This is a genomic window from Lysinibacillus sp. NPDC047702, from assembly GCF_050272555.1.
Taxonomy (GTDB): domain Bacteria; phylum Bacillota; class Bacilli; order Bacillales_A; family Planococcaceae; genus Lysinibacillus.
Genome location: NZ_JBNNMG010000055.1, coordinates 1 through 20420 on the forward strand (window position 1 = coordinate 1; position 20420 = coordinate 20420).

General features: G+C 37.0%; 18 protein-coding genes and 1 other annotated feature. Of the genes, 7 read left to right on the forward strand and 11 right to left on the reverse strand.

The features are described from left to right. Positions 1 to 132: 132 nt before the first annotated feature. The 3 genes from ACQKIM_RS20785 to ACQKIM_RS20795 all read right to left on the reverse strand — a co-directional run bounded on the left by ACQKIM_RS20785 (position 133) and on the right by ACQKIM_RS20795 (position 2487). Positions 133 to 654, reverse strand: a complete 522-nt coding sequence (locus tag ACQKIM_RS20785; protein WP_427547695.1) for a DinB family protein — start codon at positions 652 to 654, stop codon at positions 133 to 135. Between the two features lie 112 nt (positions 655 to 766). Then, positions 767 to 1729, reverse strand: a complete 963-nt coding sequence (locus ACQKIM_RS20790) for a tyrosine recombinase XerC (RefSeq protein WP_427547697.1) — start codon at positions 1727 to 1729, stop codon at positions 767 to 769. Between the two features lie 344 nt (positions 1730 to 2073). Then, a complete protein-coding gene (locus ACQKIM_RS20795; protein WP_427547699.1) occupies positions 2074 to 2487 on the reverse strand; it encodes a hypothetical protein in 414 nt (137 codons plus the stop codon). A 75-nt stretch (positions 2488 to 2562) separates the two neighbouring features. Here ACQKIM_RS20795 and ACQKIM_RS20800 point away from each other — a divergent pair, with 75 nt between their 5' ends. From ACQKIM_RS20800 to ACQKIM_RS20810, 3 genes are all read left to right on the forward strand, one after another. Beyond that, positions 2563 to 4053 carry a circularly permuted type 2 ATP-grasp protein gene (locus ACQKIM_RS20800; protein WP_427547701.1) on the forward strand — a complete coding sequence of 497 codons (1491 nt, stop codon included), beginning with the start codon at positions 2563 to 2565 and terminating at the stop codon, positions 4051 to 4053. Further along, positions 4007 to 4972: an alpha-E domain-containing protein gene (locus tag ACQKIM_RS20805; RefSeq protein WP_427547703.1), complete on the forward strand. Its 966-nt coding sequence runs from the start codon at positions 4007 to 4009 to the stop codon at positions 4970 to 4972. Before ACQKIM_RS20800 ends, ACQKIM_RS20805 begins: the two co-directional genes overlap by 47 nt. A 61-nt stretch (positions 4973 to 5033) precedes the next feature. Beyond that, positions 5034 to 5888 carry a transglutaminase family protein gene (locus ACQKIM_RS20810; RefSeq protein ID WP_427547705.1) on the forward strand — a complete coding sequence of 285 codons (855 nt, stop codon included), beginning with the start codon at positions 5034 to 5036 and terminating at the stop codon, positions 5886 to 5888. Positions 5889 to 5915: 27 nt separating this feature from the next. On the opposite strand, the gene ACQKIM_RS20815 is transcribed toward ACQKIM_RS20810, so the two are convergent. Beyond that, complete coding sequence (locus ACQKIM_RS20815) at positions 5916 to 6791, reverse strand: tyrosine-type recombinase/integrase (protein ID WP_427547707.1); 876 nt, start codon at positions 6789 to 6791, stop codon at positions 5916 to 5918. A 366-nt stretch (positions 6792 to 7157) separates the two neighbouring features. Here ACQKIM_RS20815 and ACQKIM_RS20820 point away from each other — a divergent pair, with 366 nt between their 5' ends. After that, entirely contained in the window at positions 7158 to 7952 is a 795-nt protein-coding gene (locus ACQKIM_RS20820) for an enoyl-CoA hydratase/isomerase family protein (RefSeq protein ID WP_427547708.1), read from the forward strand. Between the two features lie 47 nt (positions 7953 to 7999). Here ACQKIM_RS20820 and ACQKIM_RS20825 read toward each other — a convergent pair whose 3' ends face one another. Further along, positions 8000 to 8815: a hypothetical protein gene (locus ACQKIM_RS20825; RefSeq protein WP_427547710.1), complete on the reverse strand. Its 816-nt coding sequence runs from the start codon at positions 8813 to 8815 to the stop codon at positions 8000 to 8002. Between the two features lie 223 nt (positions 8816 to 9038). On the opposite strand from ACQKIM_RS20825, the gene ACQKIM_RS20830 reads away from it, so the two are divergent. Next, on the forward strand, positions 9039 to 10214 hold the full coding sequence (locus ACQKIM_RS20830; protein ID WP_427547712.1) for an aminotransferase class I/II-fold pyridoxal phosphate-dependent enzyme: 1176 nt from the start codon (positions 9039 to 9041) through the stop codon (positions 10212 to 10214). Positions 10215 to 10303: 89 nt separating this feature from the next. On the opposite strand, the gene ACQKIM_RS20835 is transcribed toward ACQKIM_RS20830, so the two are convergent. Together ACQKIM_RS20835 and ACQKIM_RS20840 are read right to left on the reverse strand one after the other, a co-directional pair. Next, entirely contained in the window at positions 10304 to 11503 is a 1200-nt protein-coding gene (locus ACQKIM_RS20835; RefSeq protein ID WP_427547714.1) for an AI-2E family transporter, read from the reverse strand. A 64-nt stretch (positions 11504 to 11567) separates the two neighbouring features. Further along, positions 11568 to 12518 carry an LCP family protein gene (locus ACQKIM_RS20840; protein WP_427547716.1) on the reverse strand — a complete coding sequence of 317 codons (951 nt, stop codon included), beginning with the start codon at positions 12516 to 12518 and terminating at the stop codon, positions 11568 to 11570. Between the two features lie 174 nt (positions 12519 to 12692). Between ACQKIM_RS20840 and msrA the strand changes: the two genes are divergently transcribed. Next, complete coding sequence (msrA, locus tag ACQKIM_RS20845) at positions 12693 to 13214, forward strand: peptide-methionine (S)-S-oxide reductase MsrA (protein ID WP_427547718.1); 522 nt, start codon at positions 12693 to 12695, stop codon at positions 13212 to 13214. A gap of 118 nt (positions 13215 to 13332) precedes the next feature. On the opposite strand, the gene recQ is transcribed toward msrA, so the two are convergent. From recQ to argS, 4 genes are all read right to left on the reverse strand, one after another. Further along, positions 13333 to 15111: a DNA helicase RecQ gene (recQ, locus tag ACQKIM_RS20850; RefSeq protein WP_427547720.1), complete on the reverse strand. Its 1779-nt coding sequence runs from the start codon at positions 15109 to 15111 to the stop codon at positions 13333 to 13335. A gap of 8 nt (positions 15112 to 15119) precedes the next feature. Beyond that, complete coding sequence (locus ACQKIM_RS20855) at positions 15120 to 16211, reverse strand: TcaA NTF2-like domain-containing protein (RefSeq protein ID WP_427547722.1); 1092 nt, start codon at positions 16209 to 16211, stop codon at positions 15120 to 15122. Positions 16212 to 16458: 247 nt separating this feature from the next. Continuing rightward, positions 16459 to 17643: a CynX/NimT family MFS transporter gene (locus ACQKIM_RS20860; protein ID WP_427547724.1), complete on the reverse strand. Its 1185-nt coding sequence runs from the start codon at positions 17641 to 17643 to the stop codon at positions 16459 to 16461. 141 nt (positions 17644 to 17784) lie between these two features. Further along, positions 17785 to 19464, reverse strand: a complete 1680-nt coding sequence (gene argS, locus ACQKIM_RS20865) for an arginine--tRNA ligase (RefSeq protein WP_427547726.1) — start codon at positions 19462 to 19464, stop codon at positions 17785 to 17787. 49 nt (positions 19465 to 19513) lie between these two features. Further along, positions 19514 to 19732, reverse strand: a binding site (T-box leader). Between the two features lie 159 nt (positions 19733 to 19891). Between argS and ACQKIM_RS20870 the strand changes: the two genes are divergently transcribed. Further along, complete coding sequence (locus tag ACQKIM_RS20870; RefSeq protein ID WP_427547728.1) at positions 19892 to 20401, forward strand: sigma-70 family RNA polymerase sigma factor; 510 nt, start codon at positions 19892 to 19894, stop codon at positions 20399 to 20401. Positions 20402 to 20420: the final 19 nt, after the last annotated feature.

The following is a 20420-nucleotide window of genomic DNA, read 5'->3' on the forward strand; positions in this document are numbered from 1 at the left end:
ACTGGAAAGCGAGTAGCCTGGAACGGAAATCACCTTCATTTGACTTAGTAGTGTTCACAAAGAGTCCCTTGACCATTTAGTTTTTCAACACTATGCCAATATCCCCATCTACAAATGGGGATATTGGATGTTCTATAAAGTGTTGGAGGTAGACTCTAATGTACCTTTAATCTCTTTTATTTGTTCAATATGTCGCTGTTCATGTAAATATATATGTTCAATCCATTGATCAAGTGGCAATTCACCAAGAGCTGGATGCTTCACGGATTTCTCTGGTAATATAGATTTATCCTCAATTGTGTCAAGAAAGGTAATAAATTTTTTTCTTGATTCGCTCAATAATTCTATTATTTGCTGAACGGTAAATATGTCTTCAGTCGGTTCTACAATTTTTGGTGCTGTAATTTTATTGGATCTGTCAACAATTAGTTGAACATTTTTTCGATTTGTTTTTTTGAGATCTGTTTGCTTTAATCCCCATGCAATTGCTTTAATAGAGGATTCCTCCACTAAGACTAGGTGATGGCAAACCTGAGCTATACTCCAACTGTTTGCTTCGTGCTTCCCGTTCAATTGAGTATTATTTAATAGCTCGATTTCAGCCACTAAATTATTTCTAGTTTCCCTTAGCTGATCTGTTATAAATTGATTCAAAAGCCTCTCCCCTTACTTTGTATTTATTGAACTCTATTCAGCATATGTTCTATTATGACATATTCTCTTAAGCGTCCTAAAATTCCTTTAAATTCGTACGATGACTAGCATGTTATCTGTCACGAACGATATTAAATGGGTTATTTTCGAGAACCTGTTGAAGCTGTTCATCTTCAATGTGCGTATAAATTTGCGTTGTCGCAACACTTGAATGCCCCAGTATGTGCTGAAGACTGCGGATGTCTGCTCCTGCTTTATACATCATGGTAGCTGAGGTATGACGTAGTTTATGCGGTGTTAATCTTTCCTTTTGAAGTCCTGATTGCTGATTAATCTGTTTCACTATTTTAGCTACGGTTTGCCGAGTAAAGCGTGTTCCCTTTTGAGAAACAAATAGGGGCTCATCTCCCTCACCTTTATAGGCTGTTTTTCCACAAGCTTCATAGTCTGTGAGAGCCTGCATACAGCTATCATTTAAATAAACTGTCCGTTCCTTATTACCTTTACCAATAACGGTCAAATATCGACCTTGTATGGATGATTTATTTAACTGACAAAGCTCTGATACACGAATTCCTAAATTCAAGAAAAATACCATCATACAATAATTTCTAGGTGAGGCATGATTCGACTGAATGCCGTCCATAAATTGCCTAGCTTCCTCAATATTCATATAAATCGGTCGTTTTCGCCCAATCTTTGGTGTTTCTAATTCATCAGCCGGATTTTCTTCGAGAAGACGACGTTTACCTTTTAAGTATTTAAAAAATGATTTTAAAGTAGCAACCTTCCTTGCTCTTGCAGATGCTGAATTTCCACGCTGCACCTCGCAATATTCCATAAATAAGTAGAGATCTTCTAGTGTGATGTCACGTATTTCTTCTATTGTAATAGTAGAAATATCGATAGAGGTAATGTTGCTTATATCTAAATCTTGTTGGACAGCTAAATGAAATCTGAAAAATAATGTCAGATCATATTCATATTCTTTTCTTGTGCGCTGAGACTTTCCTCTAATGGTTGTTAAATAAACAAGGAAGTCTTTCATAAATTTCGGTAGCTTGGTCTTTTGCATTAAAATCCCCCCATTTTCTCTATTTTATCATGAAAAAACGTTCCCAAATATAAATTTGGGAACTTTATGATGAAAAAAATGCCCATTTTCAGCATCTAGAACGTTTGTTCCTGTACAAAACGTTAAAAAAAGATGATTCTCTACAGAAAGAAAATCATCTTTAAAAAATGTTTTTATGAAAGTTACCTGTTTCATGCATAAGGCGTTAGAAAAATGAATATTTAAATTTAGTATACTTAATTGCAATGAGACGATTCAAAAAAAGAAGAGATGGGGTATTATACATGTCGATTCGTCTCACAACGCGCATGGAATTATTTGGTTTTTAATGTAGGTCATATCTTCTACTTAACAAATATACTGTATGTTCCATCCACATGTTTTGACAATGTCCAGTTTGTTGATAGCATTTGTTGAAGCTTAGCAATAGTTTCTTCATGACAAGTTAAATTCTGTATGCCTGTTTCTATTAATTGATAGTCCTCCCCCTCTTCTAATTGAAAGCGAAGATGGAGTAAACGTTGAATGCCTGGCAATGTTACATATTTAATACGATAGTTACCATGTAAGGCATCTAAGAACACTCGTTCTCCTTCTTGGAAAAGTGCTATTGTTTCTAAAAATTCGTAGTTAGGTACCTTTTCTTTCCAAACTGACACATCCCCTGTGTGCAATGTTTGTACAATTTCCTCATCTGTGAAATCTAATTTTGAAAGCTTATCTAGCTCATATGCTTGCATTAAGTTAATGATTGTCATTTTACCTGCTCCTTTTATGTATTCGCTATTAGTTTAACATTTTTTCTTTATTACTTAAATTCGGAGGCGATCCATATGATGAATTTATATGAATCTGGTATGTTTTTTGATGAAATGTTAGATGGCAATCAGCCGAAGCCTCATTATCGATCTTTTTATCAAAGGCTGAATGCTTTTTCGAAGGCGCAGTTAGAAGAGAAATATCAGCAAGCCCAATCAAGTTTTCTAAGACAAGGAATTACCTTTACCGTTTATGGAGCTCAAGGTGGAACAGAACGTACAATGCCCTTTGATTTTGTACCTATTATTATTCCTGATAAACAATGGGAAATGATTGAAGCAGGTGTCAAGCAACGTGTGCAGGCCTTAAATTGTTTTTTACACGACATCTATCATAAACAGACTATTATTAATGATGGATTAATTCCGAGGCAGTTCATAGAAAATAATCCTTATTATTATTACCAAATGCTTGGAGTAAAGGTTCCAATCAATAATCATATTTTCTTAGCTGGGATCGATTTAATTCGAGATGAGCATGGCACTTATTTTGTGCTGGAAGATAATTTACGTAATCCATCAGGTATATCCTATGTTTTTCAAAATCGCTATGTGATGAAGGAAGTGTATCCTGAATTTTTCTCAAAGCATGCCATTCAATCACTTGAGAAGCAAATGGCCTACATGAAAAAGGCACTCCTTGCTCACCGACCACGCTGCTTGCCGCCTGATGCTGAGCCTAAGGCAGCGTTATTGACAGCAGGTATGTATAATTCAGCTTATTACGATCATGTTTTTTTAGCGCAGCAACTAAATATTCAGCTTGTAGAAGGTCGTGATTTAGTTGTTCAAAATGATAAAGTGTATATAAAAACAATTTATGGGTTAGAGCAGATTGATATAATTTATCGTCGAATTGATGATGATTTCTTAGATCCCAGTGTTTTTCGAGAAGATTCATTACTTGGCGTTCCTCATATAATGTCTGCTTATAAAGCCGGAAATATCGCCATTTTAAATGCTGTTGGGAATGGTGTTGCTGATGATAAGGCGATGTATGCCTATGTACCTGATATGATTCGCTACTATTTAAAAGAAGAGCCTATTTTACAGAATGTCACGACCTATCATTTAAGTGATGACAGCCAGCGAACTTGGGTTCTGGAGCATATGGATGAGCTAGTGATCAAAAATGTGAGCGCGTCTGGTGGCTATGACATGCTTATTGGTCCTCATGCAAATGAGGAAGAAATTGTTAGATTTAAACAAAAAATTAATGAAAAACCATCTCAATATATTGCACAGCCAACCATTAAATTATCTAGAGCTCCAGCCTTTCAGGATAGCAGGTTCTACCCCTGCCATGTAGACTTGCGTGTATATGTAATGAAGGGTGAGGATATTAATGTGTTACCTGGTGGTTTATCTCGTGTAGCACTCAAGGAAGGCTCTTTAGTGGTGAATTCATCTCAGGGCGGTGGAGCAAAAGATACATGGATATTAAAGGAGGAATGGCAGCATGCTAAGCCGAGTAGCCGATGCACTTTATTGGATGGCAAGATATAGTGAACGAACGCAAACAAACGCACATATATTACAGGGACAGCTGTTGAATATGTTGGAGCAATCTGGGAAAGAGCATGAGTATATTGATCATTGGGAAGCTATATTAAATATTTGTGCCTCAAAGGAAGAGTACTTGTCCAGCTTTGAAATAATTCGAGTAAATCCTCTAATTGAATATTTACTTTTTTCGGAAAAGAATTGTAATGCACTTTTAGCAACTGTAAGTGCCATTCGGGAAAATGCACGTGTTACTCGTGATAGTATCCCTACTGAGCTTTGGGAATTGCAAAATGCATTTTATTTGTCTCTTAAAGAGGAAATAATGGGAAGGCAAAAGCCTATTCCAATTATTGTGCTGAATTCTTTTTTGCAAAATGTTCGTAAAACTTCTTTAACGGTAACAGGATTGATTGAGGGCTCCATGGATCGTGATTTACCTTTTTACTTTATGCAGGTTGGAAAATGGATGGAACGGGCAGAAAAAACGATTCGAATGATATTAATCGTATTGGAGCAACATAAACACGTTACGTTACCAATGAATGAAGTAGATGGTACCTTTCTACTTGAATTATCAGAGGCAACAGAATCCTATTTACGCAAGCATCGTCAAACAAATTTACTCTGCGTTATTCAGTATTTATTACAGGATAAACATTTCCCGCGATCATTCATGTTTTGTCTACAAAAATTAGAGGAAGCGTTTATCCATATTGAAAAAGATTCTCCTTCAGGAAGGTTTTTAGAGCTTCATCCCCCATTGAAAAGTTCAATCTTTGCTATGATGAATATGGATTTATGGAATTTTACTTTAGAGGAAATCAATTTATTAATGGAGGAAAGATTGCGCCAATGTATTGAATTTAGTCATACATTCGCGACAGTTTATTATTTATATGAACCCAGCATACAACCTTGAAGGGAATCAAATACAGCTCCCTTTCAACAAGCAAGTCAGTAAACAAAAGGAAGCGGACACAATGAAATTTGAAATTCATCATATTAATAAGTTTCAATATGAGTCTGAGGTTGACCAAAGCTTAAATACAATCCGCTTAAAGCCAAGAAGCGATGAGCGTCAGCGCTTATTATCCTATCGAATTGCAATTACCCCCTCATCCTTAACACGTGAGCATACGGATATTTGGGGTAATACAGTTGGTACTTTCTATATTCCAGAGCAGCATCAGGAATTAGAAATTCAAACTACTTCTATCGTTAGTATTCAACGTGCGCCATTTATTCATCGCATTCAATATTCACCGGAAATGCAAACGATCTTTCATTCTCAGCTATTTTATGAACATTATCTGCCTTTTTTAAAATTCACCCATTTTACGTATATGACAGAAAATCAATTAGAGGAAGTGTATCATGCCATCGGTCATGCTGAAAACCCTGTCCTTTTTTCGCTTAATTTAATGCAATATTTATATTCAACATTTGAGTATGACCCTGGTGCAACGGATGTAACAACAACCGCAAATGAAGCCTTTGTACTTAAACGTGGTGTATGTCAGGACTTCACACATGTCATGCTTGCAGTATTGCGGGCCAAGGGGATTCCAGCTCGTTATGTTAGCGGCTATCTATACGTTGATGAACACTCAGCTTTAGTTGGTGATATTGCCACACATGCCTGGGTGGAAGTAATGATCCCAGGCATCGGATGGATTGGCCTAGATCCAACGAATAATGTAGAAGTGCTGGAAAATCACATCATTTTGTGTATTGGTAGAGATTATTCAGATATTAGTCCTGTAGAAGGTGTTTATACAGGAGGAAAGCATGACTTAACTGTTAAAGTAAACGTCAGAGCATTAAATCATCTATGATAACCGTGCAGTAAAATACTGCGCGGTTTATTCAAAACGACCCTGTCTTTCTGTTAATACCCATTTTCGTACATAGCCCATTGTTTGCTGAATATGTTCAATTGTTTTTTCACTCTGAAACGCCTTTTGCATGACTGTATAGCGTAAATCTGTTGCTCTAACATTTAGACCAATATCCTTTGAAATAGCCTGAAAAATTCGTTCAACGGTCTTTGTTGAGATTGATTTTGATTGGCTAGCCTCACTGACCCACATCCATTCCCCCGGTTCTTGCTGATGCAGCTCTTCGGTTGCTACTTTATAATGCTTCAGCATGTCCACTAAAATTGGAGAAAGTTTAATTTCTCGGCGACCATTGTGGTTAGCAATAAAAATGAATGTTGAATTAGTATGCATATGCGTCCATTTCATACGTACAAGCTCCGCTGGCTTACAACCTGTTTCAAGTAGCATTTGCACAATGCAACCATTACGCCTTGCCAACCAAGCATGCTCTTGAGTCTTCGCATATTGAAAATAAGTTGGCCAGACATTTGTAATGTTCATCAATTGCTTCGTTGTCAGTAATTTTAGTGACTCTTTTTGTCTCTTCTTTGGCTGTAAAATGACCTCATAATCAAATGACTCCACCCACTCTCGTAAAAAAACAAAATCAACAAAGCCTCGTAATGTAGCAATTTTATGATTAAATGTGTTGATATTTACGTACGTTCCCTTTAAGTAATTACTATATATAAATAATAATTCTTTAAACTGATGATCCACATTCAAGTAGTTTTTCTCATGGGCAAACGCTAAAAACTGCTTCCCATCTAAATTATACTGTTTTTTTGTTGCAGCACTTTTCTTTAAAGAATTTAAGAGTAATAAATAGCTGTTCCATGCCTCCACTAATGTGATCAAGTTAACTCCCTCCTTATTTGCTGTGCGTGATTTGTTTTATTTTACTATATTATGGGTGCGTAGGTTATATTTATTTTTATAAATGATAATGTCGGATAATCTGTAATAAACAGACAAAATACCGCTCCTCAAACTATAAAGCTCTTTTTAACATAAGGAAGCGAATGTTCTATCGTAATAACCTCTCTCTTTTACTTTCTTACAATAACAACTCCCCTCTTTCCTGTTGTAGTACAATTTCTTTAAAATGCTATTATTCTTGTAACACAAAGCGAATTTACATGAAAATTCGTATAATTTAGTGTTTATCACCGTTTGTGTTATATAATAAGTGTATGAACTTATCATGTAGGGGGCGTTTCGAGTATGCAAGTGAAAACAACTCGATTAGAGGCAGAAGATGCAAAAATAATTTATCAAGAAACAGCAGGGTTAGCGATTATTACAATTCATCGACCACAGGCGAAGAATGCACTAACTGCAAATATGTGGGATCAATTGGCTAAGATTGCTTTACAGGTATTAGACAATCCTAAAAACAAAGTATTAATTTTACGCGGATCCGGTGAAAATTTTACGGCGGGCTCCGATATTAAAGAATTTAACGCTATTTCTCTCGAAAAAGCTGAGGAAGCCTTTGTACATATGGAAAAAACCATCTCTACGATTGAGCGTTTGCCGATTCCAACAATTGGCGTTATTAATGGACCTGCTATGGGGGCAGGTTTAGAACTGGCCTTGGCCTGTGATATTCGTATCGGCTCAGAAAAAGCAAAACTTGGAATCCCCGTTGGCAAATTAGGCATTACTTTAAATAACAAATTTGCACAGCGTTTAGTACAACTTGTTGGCCCTTCTACAACGAAGGATCTAGTTTTTACAGGTCGTATGTTTAAAGCAGAGGAAGCGTTCAAGCTCGGTATGCTTAATTATTTAGTCGCTGCAAAAGATATTAATAAATACATGATTCGTATGGGTAAGCTTGTAGCAGGAATGTCACCCGAATCATTATTAGCGGTTAAACAATCTGTCCAAGAATGCGTAGACAGTGTGCCAGCATTATGGAAAAGCTCTTCACCATTTGTCGGAAATGATTTTTCAGAGGGCTGCCGTGCATTTGTCGAAAAACGTCAGCCTAAATTTACACGCCAACAGAAATAAAAAACAGGTACTCTATACGCGTAATGGCGAGTGGAGTACCTGTTTTATTATGTTCTTCTCTTTACAACTGCTAATTTTATGTGAAGATGAATGGCATCTAGCTCATAACCAAAATGCTGGAAAAAATCGGACTGCACATTCTTTTGTAATGCATACAATTGATCTGGTAATGAATAATCAATTGGTACCTTTAGCTGTAATGTTATCGTAGTAAACGCTTGCTCCCCTAATGTTAATTGCACTTGCTCTACCTTGTGTACAATGTCATGCTGTGCACAGCAATACGTCAATAGCTGCACATAGACATGCTTACCAATTTCTATATATTCTTGTTGGAAATCTGGACGAACAATCGTTGTCTCCCCTATTTTTTCACGCTTTGGCGAAAAAATTTCCATGCCTCTTTGCACTAAGCGTTTAAAAAAATTTTGCTCAACTTGACGATACGGTATTGGCATCACATGCTTGCCTTGGGTTTGACGTATAAAGCGTGCTTTGTCGATTTCTTTTTGAGAACGCACATCCTCTACATAGTAATATCTTTCGATTAATCCAAGTTCAAGCTGACGGGCAATTGTTTTTGTCATTTTATCAGACGTACCTATCAATAAAATAGATTGTACCTTATATGTATTAAGTGCTATTTTTACTTCTTCACGATGAGCATCATCAGTAAAAATAGCACGACGAACAGCTGTTATTGTGTTTTTTTCAAATTTTGCGGAGAGCCCTGCTACTTTCATACCGTCTACAATCAATAGACCATCATCAATAATTGCCTCTACCCCTATTTTATGCGCAAAAACAAGTGCGCTTGTACTTTTCCCTGTCCCACTTGGTCCACTTAAAGAATACACTTCCATATTGTTCATCTCCCTTTCTGTTTTTATGATAGCAGAAATGTTTCCAATTTTCCGTCAATATCTCTATTTCCAATATTCTCTAAAAGGTTTCCGCTAGCCCACGCAAACATCTTCTCCTTTTCAGAAATATATTCTTTTTTCAGAATAACTTTCCCTTTCTATGCTTTAGTATGATAAAATGTGAACTACTATTCTGTTATACAACTATAAGGAGTGTACTAGTTTGAAAATTGTCCCGTCTAAAAAAATGTCATTATTCACACCAGCTATTTTTGGAGATTTAAAAAACCATGCCAAGCTTCAGCAAGAAAAAGGCATGAAGATGATTGACTTAAGCTTAGGAAGTCCTGACCTTCCCCCACATGCTAAAATTCGTGAGCATTTATCCTATAGAGCGGGTTTAGCAGAGTCCTATGGTTATACATTAACAGGTACGCAACGCTTTTACGATGCAGTAAGCCGCTATTATAAACGTCGTAGCAATATAGAGTTAGATCCCGCTTCTGAAATTATTCAAACAATCGGCTCTCAAGAAGGATTAGTGCATTTACCAATCGCCTTTTGTGACCCAGGTGACATTGTGTTATCTACGAATCCAGCTTACGTTGCCTATGATGCAGGAATTCATCTTGCAGGCGCAACATCCTATTATATGCCCCAAACAGCTGACAATGGCTATTTACCAGATTTAGATGCAGTTCCTGAAGAAATCGCCCAAAAAGCAAAGCTATTGATTTTAAATTTACCAGGCAATCCAGTCCCTGCAATGCCATCATTAGCCTATTTCGAAAAAGTCATTGCCTTTGCTAAAAAATATAACATTATCGTCCTACATGATGCGGCCTATTCCGAGTTTTACTTTACAGGCGATGGCCCAATTAGCTTCCTTGCCGCTCCTGGTGCCAAAGAAGTTGGAATGGAAATTAACTCCTTATCAAAAAGCTTTAGCCTTGCGGGTACACGTATCGCTTATATCGCAGGAAACGCTGAGATGATCGCCATTTTAAAGCAATTAAAATCAAATTTAGATTTTGGCATATTCGAGCCGATTCAGGATGCAGCCGTTGTTGCGCTTGATAACGCTGAGGAAATTACAGCGAGTTTACGAGCAACATTTTCAGAGCGTCATAAAACATTAATGAATGGCCTACGTGCTATCGGATGGGATGCAGCACCTTCAGATGGAGGGATGTTTGTATGGGCTAAATATCCATACGATATTGATTGTACAGAATTAGCCTTTAAGCTGATTGAGCAAGTTGGCGTTGTGACTGTTCCAGGCACAGTATTTGGCACAGCGGGACAAGGCTATTTACGTTTAGCATTAGTACAGCCAAAAGAAGTACTACAGGAAGCTGTTGATCAATTAGCACAAGTACAATTTGCAGCACAGTCTTAAAGGGATTGTCCTGGTATTTGGTCTTTTGCCCCATACATTCCCACATAAAAAAACAGTTACTGCGAAAAAGCAGTAACTGTTTTTGCTCATCATACTTCATATTGCTGATGTTCCTCGTCCTCATAGCGATTATAACGCTGTTTAAATAGCTTAAATAAATGGGTTACAAGCACTTTAAAGATAGCGAAGCCTGGAATACCTAAAATAACACCAGGGACACCAAATAAAGAACCAGCCGTTAATAATACAAAAATAATGGTGATTGGATGGATACTTAGAGATTTCCCCATAATTTGTGGAGATATGAATTTTCCTTCAATGAGCTGTACCACCGTCCAAACAATTGCGAGCTTAATCAGCATAAACGGTGATGTTACTAGGGCGATAATTACAGCAGGTGTAATCGCAATAACAGGCCCTAAATAGGGAACCACACTTGTAATCATTGCAAGGAATCCAAGTAATAAGGCGTATTTCATGCCAATAATTAAAAAACCAATCGTTACCATGGCACCAATACACATCGACACTAAAATTTGACCCTGTATGTAGGAGCTAATTTGTTTGTCCATATCGTGAAAAATTTCATGCACCTCTTTACGCATACGAGGTGGACAGATGTTTAACATAAATTTCGGTAACTTTTCACCATCTTTAAGTAAATAAAATAAAATAAATGGTACTGTTACTAATGACAGGATGATGCCTGTTAAAGTTGAAAGGAAGCCTGTAATACCAGATGCCACACCCTGTGCTAAGTTCGTCGCTGTATCTTTCACCGTTTCAAATAAATCCGTTGTGACATTCTTAACAACTTCGTCATAGTTAAAGTCTATTTTATCTAAATACTCATTGAAGCGAGAATGTGTTAAGTACTCAACAATATTTTGCGTCAGTGCCATAAAATATCCAGGAAACTCCTGCAATAAATTTGTAAACTGATCTCGCAGAAACGGATAAACTAGTACTACTAGTAATGTGATGAAACCGATGACAGCGATATATAAAATCAAAATACCCCATATTCTTGGAATACGCCAATTTTCTAAAATTCCTAATAATGGGCGCAATAAATAATAGGCGATGATGGCAAGTACCCCTGGTAAAATCACTACCTCAAATAATACTTTCAGCGGGGTAAATATAAAGGAAACCTTTTGGAACATAAAAATTACACATGCCAACAATAATAAAGTAATGAGTGTAAAAAATAAGTTTTTACCACCTAAAAAGCGGATAAACTTTGTTGAAAACAAATTAGACCGCTCTTTTGGTCTTTCTTTTTCCATATACCCACCCCAATCCAAATGCTTTACCTTTATATTACAGGATAATGTTGACTTATGCGAACCATCACTCCAGCTGCATACCCAAAAATTCACTTAAAAAGGCTTTATTTTTTTCAACATCAATAACGATTGAATCCCCTGCATGACTAAAGTTCTGGAATTGATAGCTTCCCTCAATTGGGATGGTGGCCTTTTCAATTTTGACCTTCCCTTTTGACACCATTTTGAGAACCTGCTGAATTTCCCCAGAGGAGGAATAGTCTGTTGTTACATACCCTTGTGCTGCTCCAACAAACTTTGGTAAGTTCAAAATATTTTGAGGTGCTAGCACTTCATTCTTTATGGCTTCAATAACCTTTTGCTGACGCGCCACACGGCCAAAATCTCCCTCTGCATCGTGTCGGAAACGAGCATAACCAAGTAATTCTTTCCCGTTTAGGTTATGCACACCCTGCTTTAAGGAAACACCTATCTTTTCAGACATATCTTTTTCAACATTTATTTCAACCCCATTTGGCGCTAAAATATCTACTAGTGATTCAAAATTTTTAAAATCTATAATGGCATAATGATGAATAGGAAGACTAAACATATTGCTGATTGTTTCCTTTAATAATTGCACACCGCCTAGATAATAAGCTGTATTGAGCTTATACGATTGGTAGCCGGGAATATCTGCATATATATCCCGCATTAATGATACAAGCTTGATATCATTTGTTTTCTTATCCCATGATAAAACCATCATGGTATCCGTACGTGATTTTTCTTCTCCGCGACTATCAACACCTAATAATAAATAATTTTCAATATCCCCTTTAACCGTATCACCGCTAAAATCCTCCTGCGCTACTTTTGTGTCATTTGCTAGCTCAAGCCCGCTTCGATATTGCATCACTGAATAACCAACCAGAACAATGACACATAGCAATAGCAATGATAATAATGCTCTACCTTTACGCAATCGACGTTTTTTGGGACGTTGTGAGCGTCTTGAATACTCTTGCTCTTCCATACTTCATAACTCCTCTATTGTAATATAGTTAATGTAACGATTCACCATAAGGAAAGTTTCATCAAAATATTATGCATGCTACAATTATCCATCTAATCGTTATTTTACACCTAAAGTGTCAGTCGAGAGCAAAATAATGCTATAATATTTTCACGTTAGAAAGGATGATAAACTATGATAGAAAAAGCTGCATTTGCGGGTGGTTGTTTTTGGTGTATGGTCAAGCCATTTATAGAATGGGATGGCATACATAAAATTACTTCAGGTTATATGGGTGGCCATTTAGAAAATCCAACTTATGAGGATGTTAAAAAAGGCAATTCCGGCCATTTAGAAGTTGTAGAAATTGAATTTGACCCTGGTATCTTTAGCTATGAGCAGCTTCTAGATATCTACTGGATGCAAATTGATCCAACAGATGCTTACGGTCAATTTCATGACCGCGGTGAATCCTATACAACGGCAATTTTTACCTATTCAGAAGAACAAAAACGAATTGCCGAAGCATCCAAAGAAAAATTAGCAAAAAGTGGACGCTTTGATAAGCCTATTGTAACCACAATTCGTGATACTCAACACTTTTATCCTGCTGAAGATTATCATCAGGATTATTATAAAAAAGAGCCTGAGCATTATCAGAAGGACCGAGCGATTTCGGGTAGAGATCAGTTTATTACAGAGCATTGGAAAAAATAAATATAAAACTAGTTTCGAACAAAAATTAAAGTTAGAAAAGCGCGAGAAATCAACGTTTCTAAATTGATTTCTCACGCTTTTAGGTTTTGACCAGCTTTGTCCTAGCCTCTCTATATAATTAATGATCAGAAGCTGTTTTCAAAAATGATTGGAGTGCCTCGAAGAATCGTTTGCCATATTTTTCGAACTTTACTTCACCAATCCCACTAACTCGTCGTAAGCCTTCAAGTTCCATTGGTTTTTGCTCGCATAATTCTCGTAATGTTTTATCAGAGAACACCACAAATGGTGGTACTTGTTCTTCATCTGCAATCTCTTTTCGTAATACTCTTAAATGCTCGAATAGTGGATCATTGTCTGCCAGTTTACGCACAATTACAGCTTCTTTTCGCATCACCTTGCGATTACCCAGTAAAACCGCTTTGCCTTCCTCTGATACATAGATGGTTGGATACGTACCGTGCTTTACAGCTAGTAATCCTTCCGCAATTAAAAATTCAATAAAACTGGAGACATCTTTTGAAGAGTATTGCCCTTTTAAAATGCCATAAGTAGATAAACGTGCAAAGCCAAATTCCGTCATCTTTTGATTTTTAGAACCAATTAGCACTTGGGCCACCATTGTCTTACCAAATTTTTGTCCCATCCGTACGACGCAGGCAAGCACTTTTTGCGCATCTACCGTTACATCCTTGACCTCTCGCCCATCATTACAATTACCACAACGACCACAAGGCTCTCCTGCCTTCTCACCAAAATACAGGAGAATTGCATTTTGTAAGCATCCCTCTGTATGACAGTAATCCACCATCGTTTGCAGCTTTACTAGCTCCTGGGTAATTCGCGATTCATCCTGTGTTTGTTCAATTAAGAAACGCTGTGTTTGAACATCCCCTGATGCATATAGTAAAATGCAGGCACTTGGTAAACCATCGCGTCCTGCTCGCCCTGCTTCCTGATAATAGCTCTCCATATTGCGGGGCATTTGATAGTGAATAACGAAACGTACATTGCTCTTATCTATACCCATGCCAAATGCATTGGTCGCCACCATAATACGCGCCTCATCTTTTAAAAAGCGCTCTTGCTCTGACATACGTAGCTCTTCTGCCAGCCCTGCATGGTACTTGGCGACAGATTCGCCAGAACGACTTAAGACGTCATATATTGCATCCACAGCCTTTCTGGTTGCCGCATAAATAATGCCCGCTTCCTGCTTGTTCTTAGTGAGGTAATTTTTAATATAACGTTCTTTATTTTCACCAATTAATACTGAAAAAGCTAGGTTATCACGCGCAAAGCCTGTAATGACTGCTGATTGCTCGTCAATCTCTAATAACTGTCTTATATCCTCACATACCGCTGGCGTTGCTGTTGCTGTAAGTGCTAAGACTGTTGGCTTTTGTGGCCACAATGTAAATAATTTTTGAATAGCTCGATAGCTTGGTCTAAAATCATGCCCCCATTGAGAAATACAATGGGCCTCATCTACAGCTAAAAGCGGTACTGACAAATAGGATAGTGCCTGTAAAAACGCAGCACTTTCCAATCTCTCTGGTGCTATATAAAGCAGCTTTAAATAACCCGCACTTGCAAGCTGCATTGTTTCATCCACTTCCTGTACGGATAAGGTACTGTTAATATAAGCCGCTGGGATATTTGCCGCACGTAATGCCTCTACCTGATCTTGCATAAGAGAAATAAGAGGGGATATCACAACAGTTAAGCCTTCTAGCATAAGAGCCGGAATTTGATAGCAAATTGATTTCCCGCCACCAGTTGGCATGACACAAAGACTTGATTGTCCCTGTAATGTCTGCTGAATAATTTGTGCCTGTCCATTACGGAATGAATCATAGCCAAAATGATGTTGTAACATTTGTCTTGCCTGCTCCATCCAACTTTTCACTCCTCAGTAGTTAGACGAATAAGCTTATACTCGCCCTGTTCATTTTTTTTAATTTCATAAAGCATCTTTGAGTTAGCAAGTGCCTCCTGCCCTGCAGAATTCGTCAGTAAATATTCTGTTATTGCACGCACCACCATATGCTGCTCTACCACTTCAATGTTTTTTATAGTAGTCTTGGAAAAATTAATTTTTGCCTGTTTAGAGGCATAGTAAGAGACCATATTTTTCAAAGTTTCCTGTAAATTATCTGCTCCAACTATAGATTCCATCACACTAGCGTCCTGTATATCGACAGCAGCTTTTAAATGCTTATGGAATACATCTAAAAATTGCTTAATTTCATCTTCATTATATGCAAAAATATTTTTCCCGTACTTTTCTATAGCCTGCTTTACAGCTACTTGATTCCCTTGCTCTATATAGGGGTACAAATTTTTTGATTGAGAAAGTCGATCACTAACTCTCATTCCCTCTTCAATCCATTCATCAACTAGCTGAGCTATGTCTTTAAATGGCAATATGTATGGCTGTGAAACATCGTTTTGCTGACGATTAAAGTAGATACCTACAAACTCACCATTCTCTGCCTCCAGTACAGGGCTTCCTAAAGGTAATGGTTGTTCTACATCTATATAATAAGCAGCAACTTTATCACTGTATTTATGAATGATGTGTGGCAAACCATCGACATAAACCGAAAGCTGATTTAAATCTCCATTATATACTGTCGGTACCTTTACTGAGCTTTTATAGGATACTTGTAAGATGGCGATATTATGTGCTGTAGACATATAATGCACAGTCGCTTCCATAAGTTTATTATTCGCAAATTCAATGAATGCAACTGGCTTAGAGGCTACGAGCGCACCATTTGTGACTATGTAAAGCTTATCCTTATCCTGACTGACAATAAGCCCTGCACCAATACCGTTTTCACCAACAACTTTTACCTCTGGCACAATTTTCTCTTCCTGTTTTGTTACCGCTTTTTCTGATTTTGTCTCTGATTTTTTTGTCTGAAACAGTTCTGCCACTGTTTGATTACCACAGCCTGCTAATAGAATAGCTGTCGCTCCCAAAATGAGCATCTTCTTCCGCATAGCTTCACCAATACTTTCTTTCAGCTTCTTTCTTTTCTATCATAAACAAGGTTTATATACGTTTCAAGTTTACATAATAATATTATTAGTGGAGCTATACTATAAAAATATTACCTGCATCTTTTAATCAATTCATTTTACCTATAAAAAGTGTTTCTTTTATATCTTTGTTATGAAATTTGACTTATAATTTGTGGCGAAAATAATTTTTAAAAAAGACATGCTTTTGCATGCCTTAGAGAGAATTTTTCTTTAAACTAAAAGTTGTTGCCATAATACCAAGCATTATGGTCATGAAAATAGCAAAAGTCACTGTATGATTTCCAGTAATATCATAGCAATAGCCTATCACAATTGGAATGATGGCGCTTATTATAAATCCGCCAGACAACACCATAGACGACCAACTATTCGTCTCCTCATTCGTTCTTGCCTCATCCAATGGCAATAATAACCCTATTGGAAATAAACCACTTAAGACGATTCCAATGATAAGCACCGCAAATAATAGCCACATACCTGAGCCCACCCATAATAATGCAAATCCTAAGATGCCTAAAACCCCTAAAGCAAAAAGCCATGCTAACCGGCTCGTCCATTTTTCCATCAGTATTGGAACTACAATATTACCAATCATTTGTATGAAAGACATACATGTTAAAATCGTGCTTGCTGCACCAAGTGAATAGCCCTTATCCTGCAAAATTGGTACTAACCAGGACATTATTGAAAAAAATAGTGATGTTTGTAAGCCAAAATAAATTAACATTGTCCAAGCCTGGATACTTTTCCAAGGATTTCGGGTTGAATGTTCAGACTTTTCATCGTTCCTTGATAGCTCCTGCTCCTCTTTTTGTATCAACAGATACCACATCAGTAAGGCGAAAAGCGCTAGGATTGACCAGCTACCTAGAGCTATTGTCCAGCTACCATAAAAATGACTATAAAACATTACGGTTAGTGCTGCGCTCAATGTTGCACCTGTTCCTATTCCAAATGAATAAATTCCGACAACTGTAGTGAAACGATTAGGAAATTTCTTCTTGATGTAGGCATTTAGCATTGGACCAATAAGTGCAATCGCAAATCCTGCAAGAAAGCTTGTGATCACAAGTAACCCATAACTTTCTTTTAGAAAACGCAATCCATTTGCTAAAGCAAGAATTAGAATTAAGAACGTAATAGATGTTTTTGTGCCGAATTTTTTTTGTAATGGTACAGCAATGGGTGCAAAGAGTCCCATACAAAATACTGGTATGGATGTTAAAAAGCTCATTTTTGTATTAGATATATGTAACGACTCCAATAAAACATTATAGAGTGGTCCAATTGCGGTTACGGCTGGACGCATATTGAGGGCAATGAAAAAAATACATACAACCATAAGCACCGAGGAAACCGTCCATTGCTTTTTCATCATATTCTGTTAAACCTTCTCTCTAATCTGTAAAATCTACTATTATTGTCAGACCTCTGATTTCTTTCTATTCCCTTTTATCATTTTTTCCAGTACTGGTCAATTTAAATACACATCTACCACAGTATAGTAGATGTGTTTCATTTACATATTCTTTGGTGCTGCAATACCTAATAATGCTAATGATTCTTTTAAAATGATAGCGACACATTGACAGAAAGCTAAGCGTGATGCTCTAATATGATCTTCAGCTAATATTTTATTTTGAGCATAGTATTTATTAAATAAACGAGCTAAGTTTAAGGCATATCTAGCAATTTGTGACGGATCTGCCTGCTCAAAAGCATTAGAAATTACTTTTGGAAACTGTTCTAGTAGTAAAATAACTGGCCATGCTTGCTCACCTAATTTTTCAATAGATAATTCCTTGCCAGGTTCATTTACTTTTTCCAAGAGGGATGATATACGTGCATAAGTGTATTGAATATATGGACCTGTTTCCCCTTCGAAATTCATCATTTGCTCAAGAGAAAACTCTATATCATGTAGACGATCATTTTTTAAATCATTAAATATAACCGCTCCAACACCAACTTGATGGGCTACAATATCTTTCTGCTTTAGCTTTGGATTTTTTTCCTCAATATTGCGTTTTGCGGTAGTAATCGCTTCTTTCAGCACCTCACCTAATAGAACTATTTTACCTTTACGAGTTGACATTTTTTTACCGTCTTTTAGAATCATCCCAAAAGGCACATGCTGTAAATCCTTTGCCCATCCATACCCCATTTTCTCTATAACCCAAAATAGCTGATTAAAATGTAGGGACTGTTCATTGCCAACCACATAAAATATTTTTTTAGGGTCATAGTGCTGTTTACGATAGAATGCAGCTGCCAAATCACGAGTTGCGTAAAGTGTCGCACCGTCTGTTTTTGTAATTAAACAAGGTGGCATCTGTTCAACTTCCACAACAAATGCCCCATCAGATTTTATAAGTAGCTCTTTTTCTTCTAGCTCCTTGACAATCGTTGCCATTTTGTCGTTGTAGAAGGCTTCCCCATTGTATGAATCAAAGTGAATTCCAAGAAGTTGATAGATAGTATTAAATTCGTCTAATGATGCATCTCTAAACCATTGCCACAGCGCTAATGCCTCTCCATCCCCATCCTCCAATGCTTTAAATGTAGCACGTGCCTCTTCATTAAGGGTTTCATCCTGTTCTGCTTTTTCATGAAATTTCACATAAATTCTTAATAATTCTTCAATCGGCGCATTAGCAATCGCCTGTTGATTGCCCCATCGTCTATAGGCAACAATTAACTTACCAAACTGTGTTCCCCAGTCTCCTAAATGATTGATGCGAATTGCTTGGTAGCCATTTTTTTCGGCAATATTAGCTAAAGCATTGCCAATTACAGTAGAACGTAAATGTCCCATAGAAAATGGCTTCGCGATGTTAGGAGAAGAAAAATCAATGACAACATTCCCTTTCGATTCCTGTTGGCTTCCATATAAATGTTGTTCTATTAAAATTTTAGTAAGCACCTGTTTTGTAACGATTGACTGATTAAAAAATATATTTACGTATCCTCCTATTGCTTGAACATCCTTTATGATTTCACATGTCAAATTGTTTTTTATCTCTTCGGCGATATTGTGAGGTGATTTTCTACATTTTTTAGCAAGAGTAAAGCACGGAAAAGCTACATCCCCTAGCTCTAATTTTTTTGGTTTTTCTAATAAATGTTGAATTTCTTTAACTGTGAGCTGATCCTTTAATGCAACAGCAATGCTTTTGGCTATTTGTTCCTTCATGTTCATTTTTCATCTTCCTCCTCTAATAAAAATAAAAAAGCTCCCGTCTCTAATAGATAGAGACGAGAGCATAGTTATCCCGTGGTACCACTCTAGTTGCCATTCCAAATGACCACTTTCCATTGTTAACGAGGTGACTCCCCGATATTCTCTACTTCTTTTTCGAGAATCTTCTCCAAAGTGCGTTTCATTTATGGCTCCTGCATTAGGCTTACACTACCCCCAATTCGCTTTCCAGTTATCCATAAACTACTCTCTTTTTCATTGAATTTAACTGTAATTTCAAAATATTTTACAGTAGCTTAAAATGAAAGTCAACTTTTGATTTAAGAACTTACGATAGAATACTTGGCAGGATTACATTAGTATAGAAAAAATAAAACCGGTATTATGTGGTACTCGTCTAATATATGAACAGGAAGGAGGTATGGAGATGGAGGAAGTGATATCTATCAGTGGATTATCGCGAAATCAGTTGATTGAGGAGCTTATGACTGATTATGGTCAGGAAGTTCTACAGCTTGTTTATACATATGTACATGATGTCGCACTTGCAGAGGATTTAACACAAGAAATTTTTATCAAATGCTATAAGGCATTGTCCACTTACCAGGGAAATGCTAGTTTGAAGACATGGTTGTGGCGTATTGCTATCAATCATACAAAAGACTATCTAAAGAGCTGGTACAAAAAAAATGTTTATGTCACTGAAACGAATGTCTTAGCTCAAACATTAGAAACGGGTGATTTGCTTGAGCAAGTTGTAAAAAATAGTGAGGAGGAGGCATTATTTGACTTAGTGATGGCACTTCCTGTCAAATATCGTGAACTTATTTACTTTTATTATTTTGAGGAATACTCGGTACAGGAGATTGCCTGCCTTCTAGCGTTAAATAAAAATACAGTCAAAACGAGACTTCGTAAGGCACGTTCTTTGTTATAAAAAACATTAGGAGGGAATC

Coding starts and splice junctions, on each gene's coding strand:
- ACQKIM_RS20790 (WP_427547697.1), bottom strand. CDS start 1,729: ATGCAAAAGACCAAGCTACCGAAATTTATGAAAGACTTCCTTGTTTAT.
- ACQKIM_RS20795 (WP_427547699.1), bottom strand. CDS start 2,487: ATGACAATCATTAACTTAATGCAAGCATATGAGCTAGATAAGCTTTCA.
- ACQKIM_RS20800 (WP_427547701.1), top strand. CDS start 2,563: ATGATGAATTTATATGAATCTGGTATGTTTTTTGATGAAATGTTAGAT.
- ACQKIM_RS20805 (WP_427547703.1), top strand. CDS start 4,007: ATGCTAAGCCGAGTAGCCGATGCACTTTATTGGATGGCAAGATATAGT.
- ACQKIM_RS20810 (WP_427547705.1), top strand. CDS start 5,034: ATGAAATTTGAAATTCATCATATTAATAAGTTTCAATATGAGTCTGAG.
- ACQKIM_RS20820 (WP_427547708.1), top strand. CDS start 7,158: ATGCAAGTGAAAACAACTCGATTAGAGGCAGAAGATGCAAAAATAATT.
- ACQKIM_RS20825 (WP_427547710.1), bottom strand. CDS start 8,815: ATGGAAGTGTATTCTTTAAGTGGACCAAGTGGGACAGGGAAAAGTACA.
- ACQKIM_RS20835 (WP_427547714.1), bottom strand. CDS start 11,503: ATGGAAAAAGAAAGACCAAAAGAGCGGTCTAATTTGTTTTCAACAAAG.
- ACQKIM_RS20840 (WP_427547716.1), bottom strand. CDS start 12,518: ATGGAAGAGCAAGAGTATTCAAGACGCTCACAACGTCCCAAAAAACGT.
- msrA (WP_427547718.1), top strand. CDS start 12,693: ATGATAGAAAAAGCTGCATTTGCGGGTGGTTGTTTTTGGTGTATGGTC.
- recQ (WP_427547720.1), bottom strand. CDS start 15,111: ATGGAGCAGGCAAGACAAATGTTACAACATCATTTTGGCTATGATTCA.
- ACQKIM_RS20855 (WP_427547722.1), bottom strand. CDS start 16,211: ATGCTCATTTTGGGAGCGACAGCTATTCTATTAGCAGGCTGTGGTAAT.
- ACQKIM_RS20860 (WP_427547724.1), bottom strand. CDS start 17,643: ATGATGAAAAAGCAATGGACGGTTTCCTCGGTGCTTATGGTTGTATGT.
- argS (WP_427547726.1), bottom strand. CDS start 19,464: ATGAACATGAAGGAACAAATAGCCAAAAGCATTGCTGTTGCATTAAAG.
- ACQKIM_RS20870 (WP_427547728.1), top strand. CDS start 19,892: ATGGAGGAAGTGATATCTATCAGTGGATTATCGCGAAATCAGTTGATT.